The 16,436-nt window shown below is 41.1% G+C and carries 14 protein-coding genes; 6 read left to right on the forward strand and 8 right to left on the reverse strand.

Annotation, left to right across the window (positions count from 1 at the left end; all coding sequences use genetic code 11):
• Positions 1-12: 12 nt before the first annotated feature.
• The 6 genes from hemN to ABD769_RS08500 all read right to left on the reverse strand — a co-directional run bounded on the left by hemN (position 13) and on the right by ABD769_RS08500 (position 7,280).
• Positions 13-1,359, reverse strand: coding sequence for an oxygen-independent coproporphyrinogen III oxidase (gene hemN / locus ABD769_RS08475; RefSeq protein ID WP_344850986.1), 1,347 nt, complete (start codon positions 1,357-1,359; stop codon positions 13-15).
• A complete protein-coding gene (locus ABD769_RS08480) occupies positions 1,359-1,787 on the reverse strand; it encodes a Rossmann-fold NAD(P)-binding domain-containing protein (RefSeq protein ID WP_344850987.1) in 429 nt (142 codons plus the stop codon). The genes hemN and ABD769_RS08480 overlap by 1 nt, the downstream gene beginning before the upstream one ends.
• Before the next feature lie 443 nt (positions 1,788-2,230).
• Positions 2,231-3,262, reverse strand: a complete 1,032-nt coding sequence (locus ABD769_RS08485) for a response regulator (RefSeq protein WP_344850988.1) — start codon at positions 3,260-3,262, stop codon at positions 2,231-2,233.
• A gap of 16 nt (positions 3,263-3,278) precedes the next feature.
• A complete protein-coding gene (locus ABD769_RS08490) occupies positions 3,279-4,469 on the reverse strand; it encodes a PAS domain-containing sensor histidine kinase (protein ID WP_344850989.1) in 1,191 nt (396 codons plus the stop codon).
• A gap of 57 nt (positions 4,470-4,526) precedes the next feature.
• Positions 4,527-6,308 (reverse strand): hypothetical protein, encoded by a 1,782-nt coding sequence (locus ABD769_RS08495; RefSeq protein WP_344850990.1) that lies wholly within the window; start codon positions 6,306-6,308, stop codon positions 4,527-4,529.
• A 132-nt stretch (positions 6,309-6,440) separates the two neighbouring features.
• Positions 6,441-7,280: an AraC family transcriptional regulator gene (locus ABD769_RS08500; protein ID WP_344850991.1), complete on the reverse strand. Its 840-nt coding sequence runs from the start codon at positions 7,278-7,280 to the stop codon at positions 6,441-6,443.
• Between the two features lie 122 nt (positions 7,281-7,402).
• Here ABD769_RS08500 and ABD769_RS08505 point away from each other — a divergent pair, with 122 nt between their 5' ends.
• Positions 7,403-8,416 (forward strand): zinc-binding alcohol dehydrogenase family protein, encoded by a 1,014-nt coding sequence (locus ABD769_RS08505; RefSeq protein WP_344850992.1) that lies wholly within the window; start codon positions 7,403-7,405, stop codon positions 8,414-8,416.
• 209 nt (positions 8,417-8,625) lie between these two features.
• Here the strand turns inward: ABD769_RS08505 and ABD769_RS08510 are convergent, their stop codons facing one another.
• A complete protein-coding gene (locus ABD769_RS08510) occupies positions 8,626-9,015 on the reverse strand; it encodes a response regulator transcription factor (RefSeq protein WP_138820861.1) in 390 nt (129 codons plus the stop codon).
• Between the two features lie 44 nt (positions 9,016-9,059).
• A complete protein-coding gene (locus ABD769_RS08515) occupies positions 9,060-9,824 on the reverse strand; it encodes a DeoR/GlpR family DNA-binding transcription regulator (RefSeq protein ID WP_344850993.1) in 765 nt (254 codons plus the stop codon).
• 158 nt (positions 9,825-9,982) lie between these two features.
• Here ABD769_RS08515 and ABD769_RS08520 point away from each other — a divergent pair, with 158 nt between their 5' ends.
• From ABD769_RS08520 to ABD769_RS08540, 5 genes are all read left to right on the forward strand, one after another.
• Complete coding sequence (locus ABD769_RS08520) at positions 9,983-11,551, forward strand: glycerol-3-phosphate dehydrogenase/oxidase (RefSeq protein ID WP_344850994.1); 1,569 nt, start codon at positions 9,983-9,985, stop codon at positions 11,549-11,551.
• Between the two features lie 34 nt (positions 11,552-11,585).
• Positions 11,586-13,076, forward strand: coding sequence for a glycerol kinase GlpK (glpK, locus tag ABD769_RS08525; protein WP_344850995.1), 1,491 nt, complete (start codon positions 11,586-11,588; stop codon positions 13,074-13,076).
• Between the two features lie 27 nt (positions 13,077-13,103).
• Entirely contained in the window at positions 13,104-13,841 is a 738-nt protein-coding gene (locus ABD769_RS08530) for an MIP/aquaporin family protein (protein ID WP_344850996.1), read from the forward strand.
• Positions 13,842-14,068: 227 nt separating this feature from the next.
• Positions 14,069-14,740 carry a 3'-5' exonuclease gene (locus tag ABD769_RS08535; RefSeq protein WP_344850997.1) on the forward strand — a complete coding sequence of 224 codons (672 nt, stop codon included), beginning with the start codon at positions 14,069-14,071 and terminating at the stop codon, positions 14,738-14,740.
• On the forward strand, positions 14,730-16,181 hold the full coding sequence (locus tag ABD769_RS08540) for a DUF294 nucleotidyltransferase-like domain-containing protein (protein WP_344850998.1): 1,452 nt from the start codon (positions 14,730-14,732) through the stop codon (positions 16,179-16,181). The genes ABD769_RS08535 and ABD769_RS08540 overlap by 11 nt, the downstream gene beginning before the upstream one ends.
• The last annotated feature ends 255 nt before the right edge of the window (positions 16,182-16,436 follow it).

Here is a 16,436-nt window from a genome sequence, read left to right on the forward strand (position 1 = left end):
TGTAATCGTTTTTTAAATTGATGAACTGAATAGTTGCGTTTTAGGCTGCTTAAGCCATAATTTCTCGTCGAATGCCATGCAAACATTCCTCAGGAAGGATTTTCCTCTGGCGGTAATCCTGATTTCTTTTTCGGTTACACATATCAGTTTATCGTGCAATAAAGGCAAAAGCCTGCCATATACAGATTCAGGAATCCCTTCCTTATAAACTGTATTTTCTTTGCACATGATGTTGAGGATGTGTTTTCTTACCTCAAGATCTTCATCTGTAAGAAAATGCCCCTTTTCTACAGGCAATGTGCCCAGGTTCATTTTATCCAGATAGGCCTCTACTGTTTTAGGGTTCTGTGCGAAGGCTGTCCAACAGTCGCTGATGGAAGAAACCCCCAAGCCAATAAGCAAGTGGGTATGCTGACTGGTGTAGCCCATAAAATTCCGGTGAAGTTGCTGTTCGGTCATCGCCTGGAATAAAGAATCAGTTGTGAGTGCAAAATGATCCATCCCTACATCCTTATAGCCCGCACCATCCAGTAATTGCCTTCCTGAATGATAAAGCGCGAACTTTTCATCTCCTATGGGGATATCTTTTTCGGTATAATGCCTTTGGCCGGGCTTTAACCAGGGCACATGTGCGTAACTGTAAAAGGCAATCCGGTCTGGCTGCATCGCAATTACTTCTTTTATGGTATCTGTCAGGCCCCGAATGCTTTGTCCGGGAAGGCCATAAATCAGATCGAAATTAACCGAGGTATAACCGATTTCCCTGGCCTGCGTCGTAATTAACGCAACCTGCTCTGGTGTTTGAAAACGGTTAATCAAAAACTGGACTTTAGGATCAAAATCTTGTATCCCTAAACTTAATCTCCTAAAACCGAGTTTGTAAAGTGTTGTTAAATGTCCGGTGGTGGTATTGGCCGGGTGAGCCTCAAAAGAGAGTTCGGCATCAGGCGCCAGTATGGCGTTTTCAAGTATGCCGTTAATGAGCAATTCGAGGTTTTCTGCACTAAAAAAAGTAGGCGTTCCCCCACCCAGGTGCAATTCTTTTAATTTGGGTTTCTCCCTTAAGGCATCTACATACATGCCCCATTCTGCAAGTACAGCAAGGATATATGGCACCTCTACCGAATGATTTTTGGTAATGCGGGTATTACAGCCACAATAGGTACATAAACTTTCGCAAAATGGAAGGTGGATATATAAACTGATGCCTTCGTTTTTGTAACTTAGATAAGTATTGGCAACACTACCCAGCCAGCCATTTGCACTAAAATTTTCAGTATCCCAGTATGGAACAGTTGGATAACTGGTATATCTGGGCGCGGCAACATTATATTTTTTAAGTAAGGCAGCGGTGTTCATTATTTTAGCGCTTTAATGGTTGCACAATTGTTCTGGCAGCAACAGGCTTTGCCTACACATTTACCCGCTGCCCATTGATCGAGGTTTTTAACCACCTGTTCCATCCTTAATTTTGGATCTGCATCTTTTGATGCGAGAGGCACATTTGCTACTTTCATTCCGGCAAAACCTGCGGCTTTTAAGTCGAGATGATCGGTTTCGGATGATGAGGTTGCAATGTATTTGATGCCCAGCGCCTTTAATCCCAGAATCATAGGTTCACTGAGCTCGTCGTTGTTAAAAACCAAGAGGGCTTCCTTTCCGGTTGCAAATGAAAGCGTATCAGCCGTTAAGCTGTTGGCGATTATGGTAATATCATGTTTTTTATAATTGGCCAGTACCAACCATTCCTTTTCATCGGACTTAATGTTGTAAGCTATTGCTTTCATATACAGTGTTTATGTACACAAAACTATGGATGAAATGTAAGGCAACAGGTGAGGATGCTTAGAGAAAAAAATGATAGTGGTTACTTTTTTGAGTGTGGAGTTGGGCGTTTGTAGGAGGATGGTTATTACCATAGATTTCTCGGCTGCGTTGCACTTTGCTCGAAATGACGGATCTCTGTGGGAATTAATGATCAATTTTCAGTTGGCAATTTGCAGTTACCAATTTACTAATGACCAATGAACCAACCTATTAGATAGATTTAGCTTCGCTGAGCCTTCGGGTTCTCGACTGCGTTGCACTCCGCTCGAAATGACGGATCTCTGTGGGAATTAATGATCAATTTTCAGTTGGCAATTTGCAGTTTACTAATGACCAATTTACTAATGACCAATAATCAATCCTCAGTTAACCCGATAAACTAATAACCCCATAAACCAAACTACTACTGCTTAATATTCTTAAGTTTTTCGATAGATAAAATATTAATGGCATTACCGGTTTTATCAATCAGTTTTTCGTCTTTAAAATCAGCGAGCATCCGGCTTACCGTTTCGCTGGCGGTACCTACCAATGCGGCCAGGTCATCTCTGGAGATGCGGATGGTGCAGCTATCAGTCTTGCCATCGCCAAATTTTATGGCCACCTGCAGCAAGGCTTCGGCCACCCGTTTTCTAACCGAAGAGTAAGCCAGTTGAAGCATCTGTTTTCCTTTATCTCGTACATTGCCTGATAATAAAGCAATAAACGTTTTAGACACTGCCTGATGGTTAAGCAGGTATTCCATAAAATCGGCTTTGGGAATCTGGATAATTTCTGATTCGGTTAAGGTTGCTGCATTTTCGGCATACACCTCCCCATTGCATAAACTTTCGTAGCCAAAAAAATCACCATCATGATAAAGTCCCGATGAAAGTTCCCTGCCGTCCTTAAATCTTTTGTAGGTTTTTACCTGTCCTCTGTTGATATAATACAGGTGGGCCGGCTCATCGCCTTCTACATAAATAATCTGTTTATTTCCTACCGGTCTAGATTTACCTTTTTTACGGAGTTCATCCATTACCGTTTCGCTGTTACCTGCAACGGCGTTGAAACCTGCCGATTGCTGTTTTTTCTTAAACCTGCTTTCTATCGCTTTAAACAATTCGATGTCGTCAAAAGGTTTGGTCAGGTAATCATCCGCACCCATTTCCATCCCTTTCCTCATATCCGCCCGTTCTGTTTTTGCGGTGATGAAAATAAAAGGGATATTGGCGGTTTTTGGGTTTTTGTTTAGCAGGTATAATACGCCGTATCCATCCAGTTCGGGCATCATAATATCGCATAATATTACATCCGGGAGGTGATTTACGGCCATTTCTACCCCTACCTTACCATGTTTAGCGGTAAAAGTTTCGTATCCGGCCAGATCGAGCACTTCGGCAGTGCTTTCCCTGATGTCGTTATTGTCTTCAATAATTAAAACTTTCTTCTTCATCGGATTTGCCTCTAAATTACTTGTTAAACGGGAAGATAAGCGTAAAAACCGCACCCGAATTTTGTTCACTCTGGCAGCTAACCGTTCCATTCATAAGGCCTACGTATCTTTTTACAATGTTAAGACCCAGGCCTGTACCCGGAATATCGCCGGTATTGTGTGCCCTGAAAAAAGGCTCAAACAGGTTATTATGATCAGCCTCCGGAATGCCAATACCGTTGTCTTTTACTTCCAGAATCAGTTCATGATCCTTTAAAATAGAATTAAACTGGATCAGGGTGTCTTCACCAGAATATTTGATCGAATTGGAGATCAGGTTGATCACGCAGTTTTTCAACAGGTTCGGATCGAGGTAAACTTCTGCCGTTGTTCCGGTATGCTCATAAATAATATGCTGGTTCTGTTTAGTCATCATCTGCATCTCTTCGGCTATTTCTTCGGCAAAGCTGATGATGTTAAAAGATTGTGCGGATGCTTCTACTTTCCCTGCCTCTAGTTTTTCAAGTGAGAGGAAATCATTTAAGATCGTAGTGAGGTTATTAATGGAATTTTTGATCTTTAAAGTATGTTTTTCTACACTGGCCACATCCTGTTTGGTGGTGTATTTATCAATCAGGGAAGCCGACAACTGAATGGAGCTCAGCGGAGTCCTGAACTCATGCGAAGCCATGGAAACAAACCTCGTTTTAAGCTGATTAAGCTCTTTTTCCTTTTGAAACAGTGCCCGCATGTTTTCTTTGGCCATCTCCAGTTCCGATACCAGTTTAACCAGATCCTGTGTGCGCTCCTTGATCTTTACTTCGAGTTTTTCAGTATAGCTTTTTATCTGTTCTTCGTTCGCTTTTTCTTTGCTTAGGTCGTGGATAAAACCCGTGTAGATTTTACGGTCGCTAAATTTAATTTCGCTAACGCCCAGCCTGAACGGAAAAACAGAACCATCTTTACGTTTACCCGAAACCTCTCTCCCAACGCCGATAATGTGTTTCTGCCCGGTATGCTCGTACCTCGAAAGGTATTCATCATGCCGCGAATGGTCAGGCTCGGGCATTAAAACCGATACATTTTTACCCACCAGTTCTTCTCTCCCATAACCAAAAAGCTCAAGCGCAGCAGGATTTAAGTGTTCTATAATCCCCATGTCATCAATGGTAATAATCCCATCAATGGCGTTTTCAATAATTGCATCTAAAAATTTCGACCTGTCCATTTAATGCTTCAAGTATATCGTTGTAAATATAGAAAAGTTATTACCGATCTTTTTTCCTTATCCGATAATCAGTGCATCCAGTTTATCTTCCGACTTCGCCAGCTGCTCATACAAACCCTTTAGCTCTCCTGTGGTTTGATCTGCAACTTCATTAAAAAGCTTTTTATAATAATTGATTCCTTCAGCCAGTTGCTGCTTAAATCCATTTAACTGTTTTATTTTTTTATCGCTGAAACTTTGAAGTTGCTTTTTGATATCCTCCTGAAGGTAATTGATATAAAGATTAAGTTCTTTGATAAATACATGAGGCCTTTCTACCTGCGCCAACAGGTTAATTTTTCCGTAAATGTGGCCAACCATCTCGTCAAACGAATATACATCAGAAAAGTAGGCCAGGTTTGGCCCGGGACAAATGGCTACTGCCTTGTTTTCTTTAGGTTTAAGGATGTTGTATTTTAAGTAGGTGGAAGAACAAAGTCCCTCGCAAAGACAAATTTTTTCGGTCACCTCATTAAATTGCTTTTCATATTCTTCTTCAGATAATCCGGCGGCTTTAAGGCTTTTTATTTTTAAGTGCTGGTATTCGCGCGATGCAGTACAAATGGCCTGATCGGTAAATTCGGTATTGTTGCAAAGGTATTTCTTGGTGCATGGACTTCCTGGCCTGCCTTTGTCGATTCTTTCTGTCCGCTGAAGATCTATTGTACTGTTTCTGAAATTATTAAAGTGGATACCCAGCGGAGAGGCACCGCTCAGGTAAAAATCGTCTTCTTTTGCAGCAGCTAACCTGGTTAACGTATTGGCATCTACATTGGTTACTTCGGGTACGAGTAAAAAAGGACTTCCCCAGCCTGTGGCATCAAGATGATAATGTTGCAGCAGAAACCTATGCTCTGCAGCAGTGCCGATTCCACCCTGTACCGTAATCCGTTGTTTAAGCTGTTTGTTTATAACAATTCCCTTTTGCGTTAAGGCAAGCTGATATTGGTTAAAAAGCTCCTGACGCATTTCGATTTTTTTGATTTTAAACTCTTCGAGGATAGGCCCCAGCAAATAGCCTTCTGTGGCAAACGCATGCCCGCCACAATTTAAACCAGATTCGATCCTGAATTCTGACACCCACAGTCCTTTTTTGGCCAAAAATTTAGCCTGGATCAGGGCTGACCTGAAATCGCTCACTTTTAAAATAATCTGCTTGCTCAGCAAACCCTTTTCATCCGGGAAAAAATCTCCGAAATTTTCCATGTAACTGTATAATTTCGGGTTCATCCCCGCAGATAGTACCACAGATGCACTCAATTTACTTTCCGCAAAACCACGCAATGCAGATAATGCATCGGTATTTATATCGCCCGAATATTCGCCGTCAACGTAGTTCATTTTATCAACCTTAGCCATAATATTTACATCTATGGTTCCCATCCGCATGGCATTTTTCAGCACAGATTGAAAGCTTTGTTTCGCTTCTCCTTCGGGATACTCCATCATCAGTTCGTAACCATGTTTTAACCTGGAGGTATCTGGCAAAAGCTCGAAATACCGACAGAGATCGCTTCCCACCATAAAATCCTGTTGTTTTAGAGCTTTAAAATCCTGGTTGATACAATCAGATAAAAAATTAAGGTAGGCCGTAATGCGCCGGCTCCGGCTATCGGTTTCACTTTTGGGAATCGCCTCGAAATCCACAGCCCTGTTTTGCGAGTGATAAGCGCGCATACGCTCTACCAGTTCATCATCAACGATAGAAAGTACAGAAGAAATGCCATACCTGGCAACTTTTAAAGGAGTATCAATGGAGTAACCGAGGCCCAATACGGGAATATGAAATGAATGTAACATGGTGTTTTTTGGTATAAACCGGCTTTTTATAAGGCGAAAAGTCAGCTATTTTATACCGCAAAACTACCCTGCTTTAATTAATCTGGTGGTGATGCGCATCAAGGCAAAAAATGAGCAGGATCACTTTTTTAATCAACTTGCAAACGAGCTTCTGTAAGCTTTAAGGCTCATCCCCTTTTGCGATTTAAAGAATTTATTTAAATGACTTTCATCGGTAAAGCCCAGTTCAAAAGCGATCTCATTGATGCGCATATCGCTAAAACGCAAACGTGCTTCTACCAGTTTAATCCTTAAATTGGCAATATATTGTTGGAGCGTTTCGTTGGTTTGTTTCTTAAAATACTTGCCAAAATAGTTTTCTGAAATGCCAAATTCAATGCTGAGTTTTTCTGCCCTTAGCTTTTCGGGACTATAAATATTGGCTTGAATATAGTTTAAAAGTGCCAATGTTTTTTGTTCCGAATCTTCCTTCACACTGGCTGGCAAATATTTGGCAATATTACGGGCAACCAATACTATCATCGTATCAACCATTTTGCCAATCAATTCTTTATTGTAAAGATCACGTTTTACATACTCTGCAATCATGGCTTCGGTAAGCGACTTAATTAAAGGTTTATCCGAAAAATTTTTAAGGATACAACCGGGCTGGTGACTGGCATTTTGAAGGATGTATTCCAACCTTTTCACATCATCGGTATGGAAATCCTTTGAGCGGAGGTACACATTCCCAAAGCGAAGAAAGAAAAATTCGGTAGTAGTTGCTATTTCAAACGAGTGACAATCATCGGGTGTAATCAGGAACATATGTCCGGGCTGGTAATCGAATTTATTGTTATTGATGCACTGCTTTCCGGTACCGGAGAGAATATAAACCAATTCGAAAAACAGGTGTTTATGGCCATTTTTAGGGCATTCATCTAATTTCTGATAACTAATTTCGAAGGGCTCGTATAATGTTTCGCTATTCATCCTGCACAAAATTAAGGCGCAAATTTACCAATAAAAAGCAAATTTATACCGTAATATAAAACTTTATCAGTTTATATTTGCTATACAAAAAAAATAATTAACCATTAAATAATTGATCAGCCATGAAAGCCATAGGATTTAAAACCTCACTCCCTATAAATGAAAGCGAAAGTTTTATCGCATTTGAAACATCCGTTCCACAACCAGAAGGACGCGATATCCTGGTAAAAATAAATGCCATCAGCGTAAATCCGGTTGATTATAAAATCCGCCAGAACAGTGCAAAAGATACCGTACTGGATACACCAAAGGTTATTGGCTGGGATGCAGCTGGCACCGTTGAAGCCATTGGTGAGGGCGTTACATTTTTTAAACCCGGAGATGAAGTTTATTATGCCGGAGATTTAACCCGTAGTGGCTCAAACGCCGAATATCAATTGATTGATGAACGCATTGTTGGCTTAAAACCAAAAACTTTAAGCAATGCTGAGGCTGCTGCCATGCCATTAACAGCACTTACTGCCTGGGAATCACTTTACGATCGCATCCGCATCAGCGAACAAAAAGATAAAGGCAAAAGCATCCTGATTATTGGTGGGGCTGGTGGTGTGGGCTCTATTGCCATACAGCTGGCAAAAAAAATTAGTGGTTTAAAGGTTATTACCACAGCCTCGAGGCCAGAAACTAAAGAATGGTGCAAAGCCATGGGTGCTGATGTAGTGGTAGACCATAAAAATTTGGTAGAAGAAGTACATGCTGCAGGTTTTAAGGAAGTAGATTTTATACTCGATTTTGTAGACCTGAACAGTTATTGGGATGCTCTTGTAGAGCTGATTAAACCACAGGGCCATATTGTTTCCATAACAGGCTCAGCCACTCCCATTGCCCTGAACAAACTAAAAAATAAAAGTGTTACTTTTTCTTGGGAATTGATGTACACGCGCTCCATGTACCAGACAGACGATATGGAACAACAACATCACATCTTAAACGAACTGGCAGAATTATTTGATAATGGCACGCTCAAAACTACGCTAAACCAAACCTTAAAAGGATTTACTGTAGAAAATTTAAAAGAAGCCCACCAATTGTTAGAAAGTGGTAAAACGATTGGTAAGGTGGTGATTGACTATTAAACAGTTTATCATTTCGGCTATATAGCAATACGCTACTAAACGAAAACCGTCATCTCGACTGGAGCAAAGCGGAACGGAGAGATCTATCCCGAAATAGATTGCTTGATAACATTGTACCCTCTCGAAAGGACGGCAATCTGTGAGGGAAATTATACCGCAAAAAAAGAGAGAAGCCATATAACTTCTCTCTTTTTTATATCCTTTTTCAACTAAACTTTAGTGCGGTTTTCGGCACTTCTTTTTAATTGTGCATGAATACGTTCAAGCACATCATCAATATCGAAAGGTTTGCTGATGTAATCATCTGCAAGGGCATCAATTGCTTTTTGCTCGCTATTGTTCTGTGCAGACATTACAATAATCGGAATGTGTTTGGTAAAAATATCGTTTTTTAAATCTTCGCAAATCTCAGCTCCGTTTCCATCTGGCAACATTACATCTAACAAGAAAAGATCTGGCATTGCATCCTGGATATTTTTCTTCAGCTCTGCAAACGATGATGAAAGCTGCAGTTCAAAACCCTCTTCCTTTAACAGGATTTCAATCACGTTTCTGATCTCCTGATCGTCTTCTAAAATGTGTATTCGTTTTTTTTCCATGTTCAAATTATATGTTTGGGATATACCGTTTTGCGTGGAATGCGCTACACGATAGTAACAGTAACACCCAAGCCCTCTAAATGTTTTACAATTTGTTCAGAAATTCCTTTATCAGTGATAATATGGTCAATTTCTTCTAATCCGCATATCTTTCCAAAGCCTCTTTTACCAAATTTAGTAGAGTCGGCCAGTACTATTGTTTTTTGTGAAGCACCGATCATTTTACGGTTTAAATGCGCCTCCATGGCATTTGTAGTGGTTAATCCGAAATCAAGATCAATGCCGTCTACCCCTAAAAAAAGCTTGTTGAAATAAAAATCCTGCAATACCTGTTCTGCATAAGCGCCCATTACGGATGATGAACTTTTTCTCAATAGCCCACCCAGCTGGATCACCTCTATGCTCGGCTCGCGCATTAATTCCAAAGCCACATTTAATGCAGAGGTTACCACGGTTAAGTTTGTTGCCGGTGCAATATTTTTAGCAAAATACAGTACAGTAGTACCCGATGCAATTACAATAGAATCATTATCGTTCAGCAATGCAGCAGCAGCCACACCTATTTTATTCTTTTCGGTCGATTGTATTTTCTCTTTTTCATTAACCGGACGGTCTACCGTGTATGGATTATTTACCGTAGCCCCACCGTGGGTCCTGAACAGCAGGCTTTTATCTTCAAGTAGTTTTAAGTCCTTTCTTATTGTTACCGACGACACTTTCAGTTCCTTACATAAATCAACCACATTGATGTACTGATCACGTTGCAGGCGACTTAAAATAAACTGGTGCCTCTCAGCCAAATTCATCATAGTATATTTAATTTGCAGGCTGCAAATTAGCAATAAAAACATTCTTTAAAATATTTTGAACAAATAATTAATAAATTTTTAACAGAGATATTATATTATTCCGATTATGATTTCGTATAATTGCGTATTGTTTCGTTTTATTACTTTTATCTTAAAAAATGAAAAGATTACATCAGCCGCTCATTTCAGAAAACATAAATTGGGACTTGATTATCATTGGTGGCGGCGCAACCGGCCTGGGTACAGCACTTGATGCCGCCAGCCGGGGTTATAAAACGTTACTGGTGGAGCAGGCTGATTATGCGAAAGGAACATCAAGCCGGAGTACTAAATTAGTGCACGGAGGCGTACGTTACCTGGCCCAGGGAGATATCGGCCTGGTGAGGCATGCACTTAAAGAACGTGGATTATTACAACAAAATGCTAAACACCTGGTACATAAAGAGGCCTTTCTGATTCCCTGTTACGATTGGTTTTCTGTGATTAAATATTTAACCGGACTTACACTTTACGATTGGCTGGCGGGAAAATACAGCTTCGGGAAATCTGAATATTTCTCTAAAAAAGAAACATTGGCCATGATGCCGGGTATTAAGGAAAAAGGCCTAAAAGGAAGCATCAGATATTACGACGGGAAATTTGATGACGCCCGTTTAGCGATCAATATTGCACAAACCGCTATCGAAAAAGGTGCTACTTTATTAAATTATACGAAAGTAACCGGCTTGTTAAAAAATGGCGAAACCGTTACAGGTATTGAAACAGAAGATACGATTACGGGCTTAAAAGCCCAATTTAAGGGTAAAGTGGTAATTAACGCTACTGGCGTTTTTGTAGATGATATTCTGCACATGAACAATCCTGCTTCCAAAAAAATGGTTCGCCCAAGTCAGGGTGTACACGTAGTGTTGGAAAAGAGTTTCTTAAATAGTGAATCGGCTTTAATGATTCCAAAAACGTCGGATGGGCGGGTTTTATTTGCCGTTCCATGGCACGAACATCTGTTGGTAGGAACCACCGATACCCCTTTGGATGAGCATAGCCTCGAGCCTCGTGCTTTAAAAGAAGAAGTAGATTTTATTATGGCCACCGCGGCAAGTTACTTTAACCGTAAACCGGTAGAAAAAGATATATTAAGTGTGTTTTCTGGCTTACGGCCATTGGCAGCCCCAACAAGCGGCGATGAGAACAGCACAAAAGAAATCAGCAGAGACCATAAACTAATTGTTTCAGCCAAAGGATTAATTACCATAACCGGCGGAAAATGGACTACTTACCGCCGTATGGCTGAAGAAACTGTTGATTTGGCCATTATACAAGCTGGTTTGGAACCGAAAGCATGCGTAACCGAAAACCTCAGTATCCATGGCAGCCAAATCATTGAAGAAAATCATCATTTATCTATCTACGGATCGGACCGTGATAAAATTGAAACTTTAATTAAACAGGATCCCAGCCTTGGACAGCAGTTACATCCATCTTTCCCTTTTGTAGAAGCGGAAGTAATTTGGTCTGCAAGGAATGAAATGGCCGAAACCGTAGAAGATATTTTAAGCAGGAGGCTGAGGGTATTATTTATTGATGCACAGGCCGCAAAGGCTATGGCGCCTCGGGTAGCCTTGCTCCTAGCAAGAGAATTATCGGCAGATGAAAACTGGGAGGCCGGCCAAATTGAAACTTTTAATAAATTAGCTGATGGTTACCTTTATCATCAACCTATAAAATAACCGTGAAGGCATAGTCCTCTAACCAATTATTATTATGAGCAAATACATCTTGTCTATCGATCAGGGAACCACAAGTTCGAGAGCCATTATTTTTAACCACGATGGTGAAATTGTTGCTATTGCGCAAAAGGAATTTACGCAGATTTACCCGAAAGCCGGATGGGTGGAACACGATCCGATGGAAATCTGGTCGACACAGCTGGCCGTTGTCACCGAAGTAATTGTTAAAGCGAGCCTTACTGTAAACGATATCTCGGCAATCGGCATTACCAATCAGCGCGAAACCACAGTGGTTTGGGATAGAGAAACCGGCTTACCCATTTACAATGCCATTGTTTGGCAAGACAGGCGAACTTCTGCCTATTGCGACGAAATTAAAGCGAAAGGTTTAGCCAGTAAAATACAGGAAAAGACCGGCCTGATTATCGATTCATATTTCTCTGCCACTAAAGCCAGGTGGATTTTGGAAAACGTGGAAGGTGCGCGCGAAAAGGCTGAAGCAGGAAAACTGGCATTTGGCACGATAGATAGCTGGTTGATCTGGAAATTAACCGCAGGCGAAAAACACGTTACCGATGTAACCAACGCCTCGCGCACCATGCTTTATAATATCCACACTTTAAGCTGGGATGACGAACTGCTCGAATTGTTTTCTATTCCAAAAAAAATGCTTCCAGAAGTAAAATCATCAAGCGAGGTTTATGGCGAAACCGCCGGAAGAATATTAGCCGCAAAAATTCCCATTGCAGGCATAGCCGGCGATCAGCAATCGGCCCTTTTTGGCCAGATGTGCACCGAAATCGGCATGGTAAAAAATACTTATGGCACAGGCTGTTTCATGCTGATGAATATCGGGGAAAGTCCAAAAATATCAGCCAATAACCTGTTAACCACCATCGCCTGGCAAATTAACGGAAAAGTAAATTATGCGCTTGAAGGGAGTATTTTTATTGGCGGTGCAGTGGTACAATGGCTAAGGGACGAAATGGGTTTTATTTCCAGATCGGCAGATGTAGAAACCCTGGCCAAAAAAGTAAAAGATACCGATGGCGTATATGTAGTGCCCGCTTTTGCAGGTTTAGGTGCACCACATTGGGACCAGCATGCCCGCGGAACCATAACCGGATTAACCCGGGGAACCAACAAATCGCACATTGCAAGGGCTGCTTTAGAAAGTATTGCGTACCAAACGATGGATGTTTTAAAAGCCATGGAAGCCGATGCCGGTGTGAACATTGCAGAACTCCGTGTAGATGGCGGTGCTACGGCGAACGATTTACTCATGCAGTTTCAGGCCGATCTTTTAAACTGTGAAGTCATCAGGCCTGAAGTTACCGAGGTAACTGCCATAGGTGCGGCTTATCTGGCTGGTTTGGCTACAGGCTTCTGGCAGAGTATCGATCAGATCCGTAACCAGTGGAAAATAAACAGAACCTTTACTGCTGAAGCAGGCATTGACAATACAGAAAGAATAAAAGGCTGGAACAGAGCAGTAAAGGCAGCAAGGGTTAATGCAGAAGATTAATTAGAAATTTCATCAGATTTAATTGTTATGAACGTATATCTCGCAGAATTTATTGGTACCGCGCTAATGATGCTTTTAGGAAATGGTGTGGTTGCAAATGTAGTACTAAAAGGTACAAAAGGCAATAACAGTGGTTGGATTGTGATCACTACCGCCTGGGCACTTGCCGTTTTTGTTGGCGTGGTGGTGGCCGGACCATACAGCGGCGCACACTTAAACCCCGTTGTAACTTTAGGCCTGGCCATCGGCAAAGGCTTTAGCTGGGCTTTGGTCCCCTATTATATCCTGGCCCAAATGGCTGGCGCAATAACGGGTTCTTTTTTGGTTTGGGTAATGTATAAAGATCATTTCGACGCCACGGATGATGCAGGTTTAAAAGCCGCGCCTTTTGCTACTGCTCCTGCAATCAGAAACAAATCCTCCAACTTAGCCTCAGAAATCATTGGTACTTTTGTACTTATATTTGTGATTTTTTATTTTACAGACGCCAGCATGGGTACCAAAGAAACTGTTACCCCTATCGGATTAGGCTCTATGGGAGCTATCCCCGTAGCTTTTTTAGTATGGGTTATCGGTTTGGCTTTAGGCGGAACAACGGGATACGCCATCAACCCGGCAAGAGATTTAGGCCCGCGGATTGTTCACTCGTTAATCCCGATGAAAGGCAAAGGCAGCAGCGACTGGAGTTATGCATGGATACCGATCGTTGGTCCAATTGTTGGCTCAGTACTGGCTGCTGTGGTATTTTTGTTGATTAGTAAGTAGTTATTTCTTCGGAAAAATGCTCATGAATAAAATTAAAAAAGAAAAGTCGTCATTGCGGGAAGGCTTTTCTGCAGACGAGGCAATCTTTTAATACCTATCTTTTCAGATTGCTTCGTCGTTCCTTCCCACAATAACGATCGAATTATGAATATTTTCTGTTACGCAGCTACCGAATAATAATTATCTTTGAAATAAGATCGTGCTACTGTTTACCTAACCAACCAAAATTGCAGGAATATTTCTTAGTTGTTGATACCGAAACATCTGGTTTGCCCAAAAACTGGTCGGCACCTTACGCTAATGAAAAAAACTGGCCGCATATTTTACAGATTGCGTGGATTATTTACGATCAGCAGCACAATGAAATTAAACGCGCAAATCATTACATCAATAGCTTTGGCGTTAAAATAGACAAAGCAGCAGCAAAAATCCATCACATTACTTCAGAATACCTGGAAATTCACGGAGAGAAAAAAGAAGATGTAATGCTGGAATTTGCCCGCGACATTGAAAAATACCAGCCATTGGTAATCGGGCATTTCATTGAGCTCGATTACCACATGGTGAATGTAGAATTGCTGAGGATCGGTAAAGAAAGTAATTTCGGGAACCTGCCTTTTTTCTGTACCATGAAAGCCAGTTCGCCTTACATTACCAATACGGTGATCAGTCATTTAAAACTTGATAAATTTTACACGGTTTTATTTAACGAAATACCTGAAAATGTGCACAATGCATTGTCGGATGCTTTAAATACAGCCAAAATCTTTTTTCATCTTTTAGAAACAGATAAAATAAGCTTAACTTCAGCTTACCAGCAAAAACACACTTTTAATCAGGAAAAGAAAAAAACATTCTCATTTAAAAGGATTTTTCAGGGATTTTTTAATGGAAGATAAATTAGCAGATCAGATTTATACAGCCCGCATTGGCGACATTGCTTTTAAAAAGATTGTGAGCTGCAGTCCCGATACTCCTATTTTTGAAGCTGCGATAAAAATGGCTGAACACAAAACCAGCTGCCTCTTTATTAAAAATGGTCAGGATACTTACCTTGGTTTTGTAACCGATATTACGCTGAGGGATGATGTGATTGCCCGGCAGCTGGATACCAACCTGCCAATTGATGCGGTGATGGATACCAACATCGTAACCATTTCTCCCGAGGCTTATGTGTACGAAGCCATATTGATGATGTTCAGCAAAAAATCGCGCTATCTGCTGGTAAATGATAATGGAAATTATGTTGGTTTTCTGAGCAGAAACAGGTTATTAAGCGAACAGGCCGAATCTCCCCTTGTTTTTATTCAATCGGTGAAATCAGCTGTGAATACTGCTGATTTAAAATTGAAATGGCAAAAGGTGCCTAATATTGTAGCCCAGTTATTGGCCAGAGGGGTACATGCTAAAATTGTAAACGAGGTGGTAACTACCATTGCCGATACCATTTCTTTTAAAATTATTGAAGAAGTAATTGCTAAACTCGGTCCGCCCCCGGCCAAATTCGTATTTATGGTTTTGGGCAGCGAAGGCAGAAAGGAACTGAGCCTTAAAACCGATCAGGACAACGCCATTATTTACGAAGATACTTCTGAAGACAACAGGGCGGCTGTCCGCTCCTATTTCCTGGATCTCGCAACACAGGTTTCTGACAAATTAAACTTTGTAGGTTTCGTATATTGCGATGGCGATTACATGGCCACCAACCCAAACTGGACGCATTCCCTGTCACACTGGAAATACAATTATAAAAACTGGATTGAAGAAGCTCTGCCAGAAGCAGCAGTTAAATTTGCTGCCTTTTTTGATTGCAGGGCCATATATGGTGATCTGGAGATCATGCAAAGTTTAAGATCTTTCGTGGATGAAGAGCTGCAAAAGCCCATCGAAAAATTTTATGTGTACCTGGCCAAAAATGCTTTGCTTTATGAACCGCCGTTAACTTATTTCAGAAACATCAGAACGCAGAAAATCCATAAGAAAGAAGTATTCGATATTAAAACCGCCATGACCCCTATTGTCGATCTGGCAAGGGTTTATGCGCTCCAGAACAGGATTTTCCAAAAAGAAAACACCGGCGAACGCTTAAAAGCACTGAAAGAGTTAGGCGTTTTTAGCGAAGCACAATATAACGAACTCTCACAATCCTATTATTACCTGATGGGCTTACGTTTAAAGCATCAGGCCAATCTGATTGTCAACGATCAGGCTGCACCGAACAATTTTATTGAAATTGATGCATTAACTAAAATTGAGAAAGTAACACTGATCGAAATTTTCAAGATCATTCAGAACTTTCAAAGCGGCATCAGAATGAAGTTTACGAATACGCTGGGCTAAGCGCAGAGGGCATGGTGTTTGGCGTTTTAAAGACTTACGAGGTCTGATAGGCACAGTGCCGGTAGATCTCGTAAGTCTACGCATCAAAGAGTCGTCATTTCGAGCGAAGTGCAATGCAGTCGAGAACCACGAAGTGCTCAGCGAAGCTAAATCTACCTCAAGATAGATCTCTCTCCCGAATATTCGGGACTGCGTTCCAGTCGAGATGTCGATCAAGTAAACAAAAAAAGTCCCGATTTGCATCGGAACCTTTTC

Source organism: Pedobacter jeongneungensis (assembly GCF_039538295.1).
In the GTDB taxonomy this organism is placed as follows: domain Bacteria; phylum Bacteroidota; class Bacteroidia; order Sphingobacteriales; family Sphingobacteriaceae; genus Pedobacter; species Pedobacter jeongneungensis.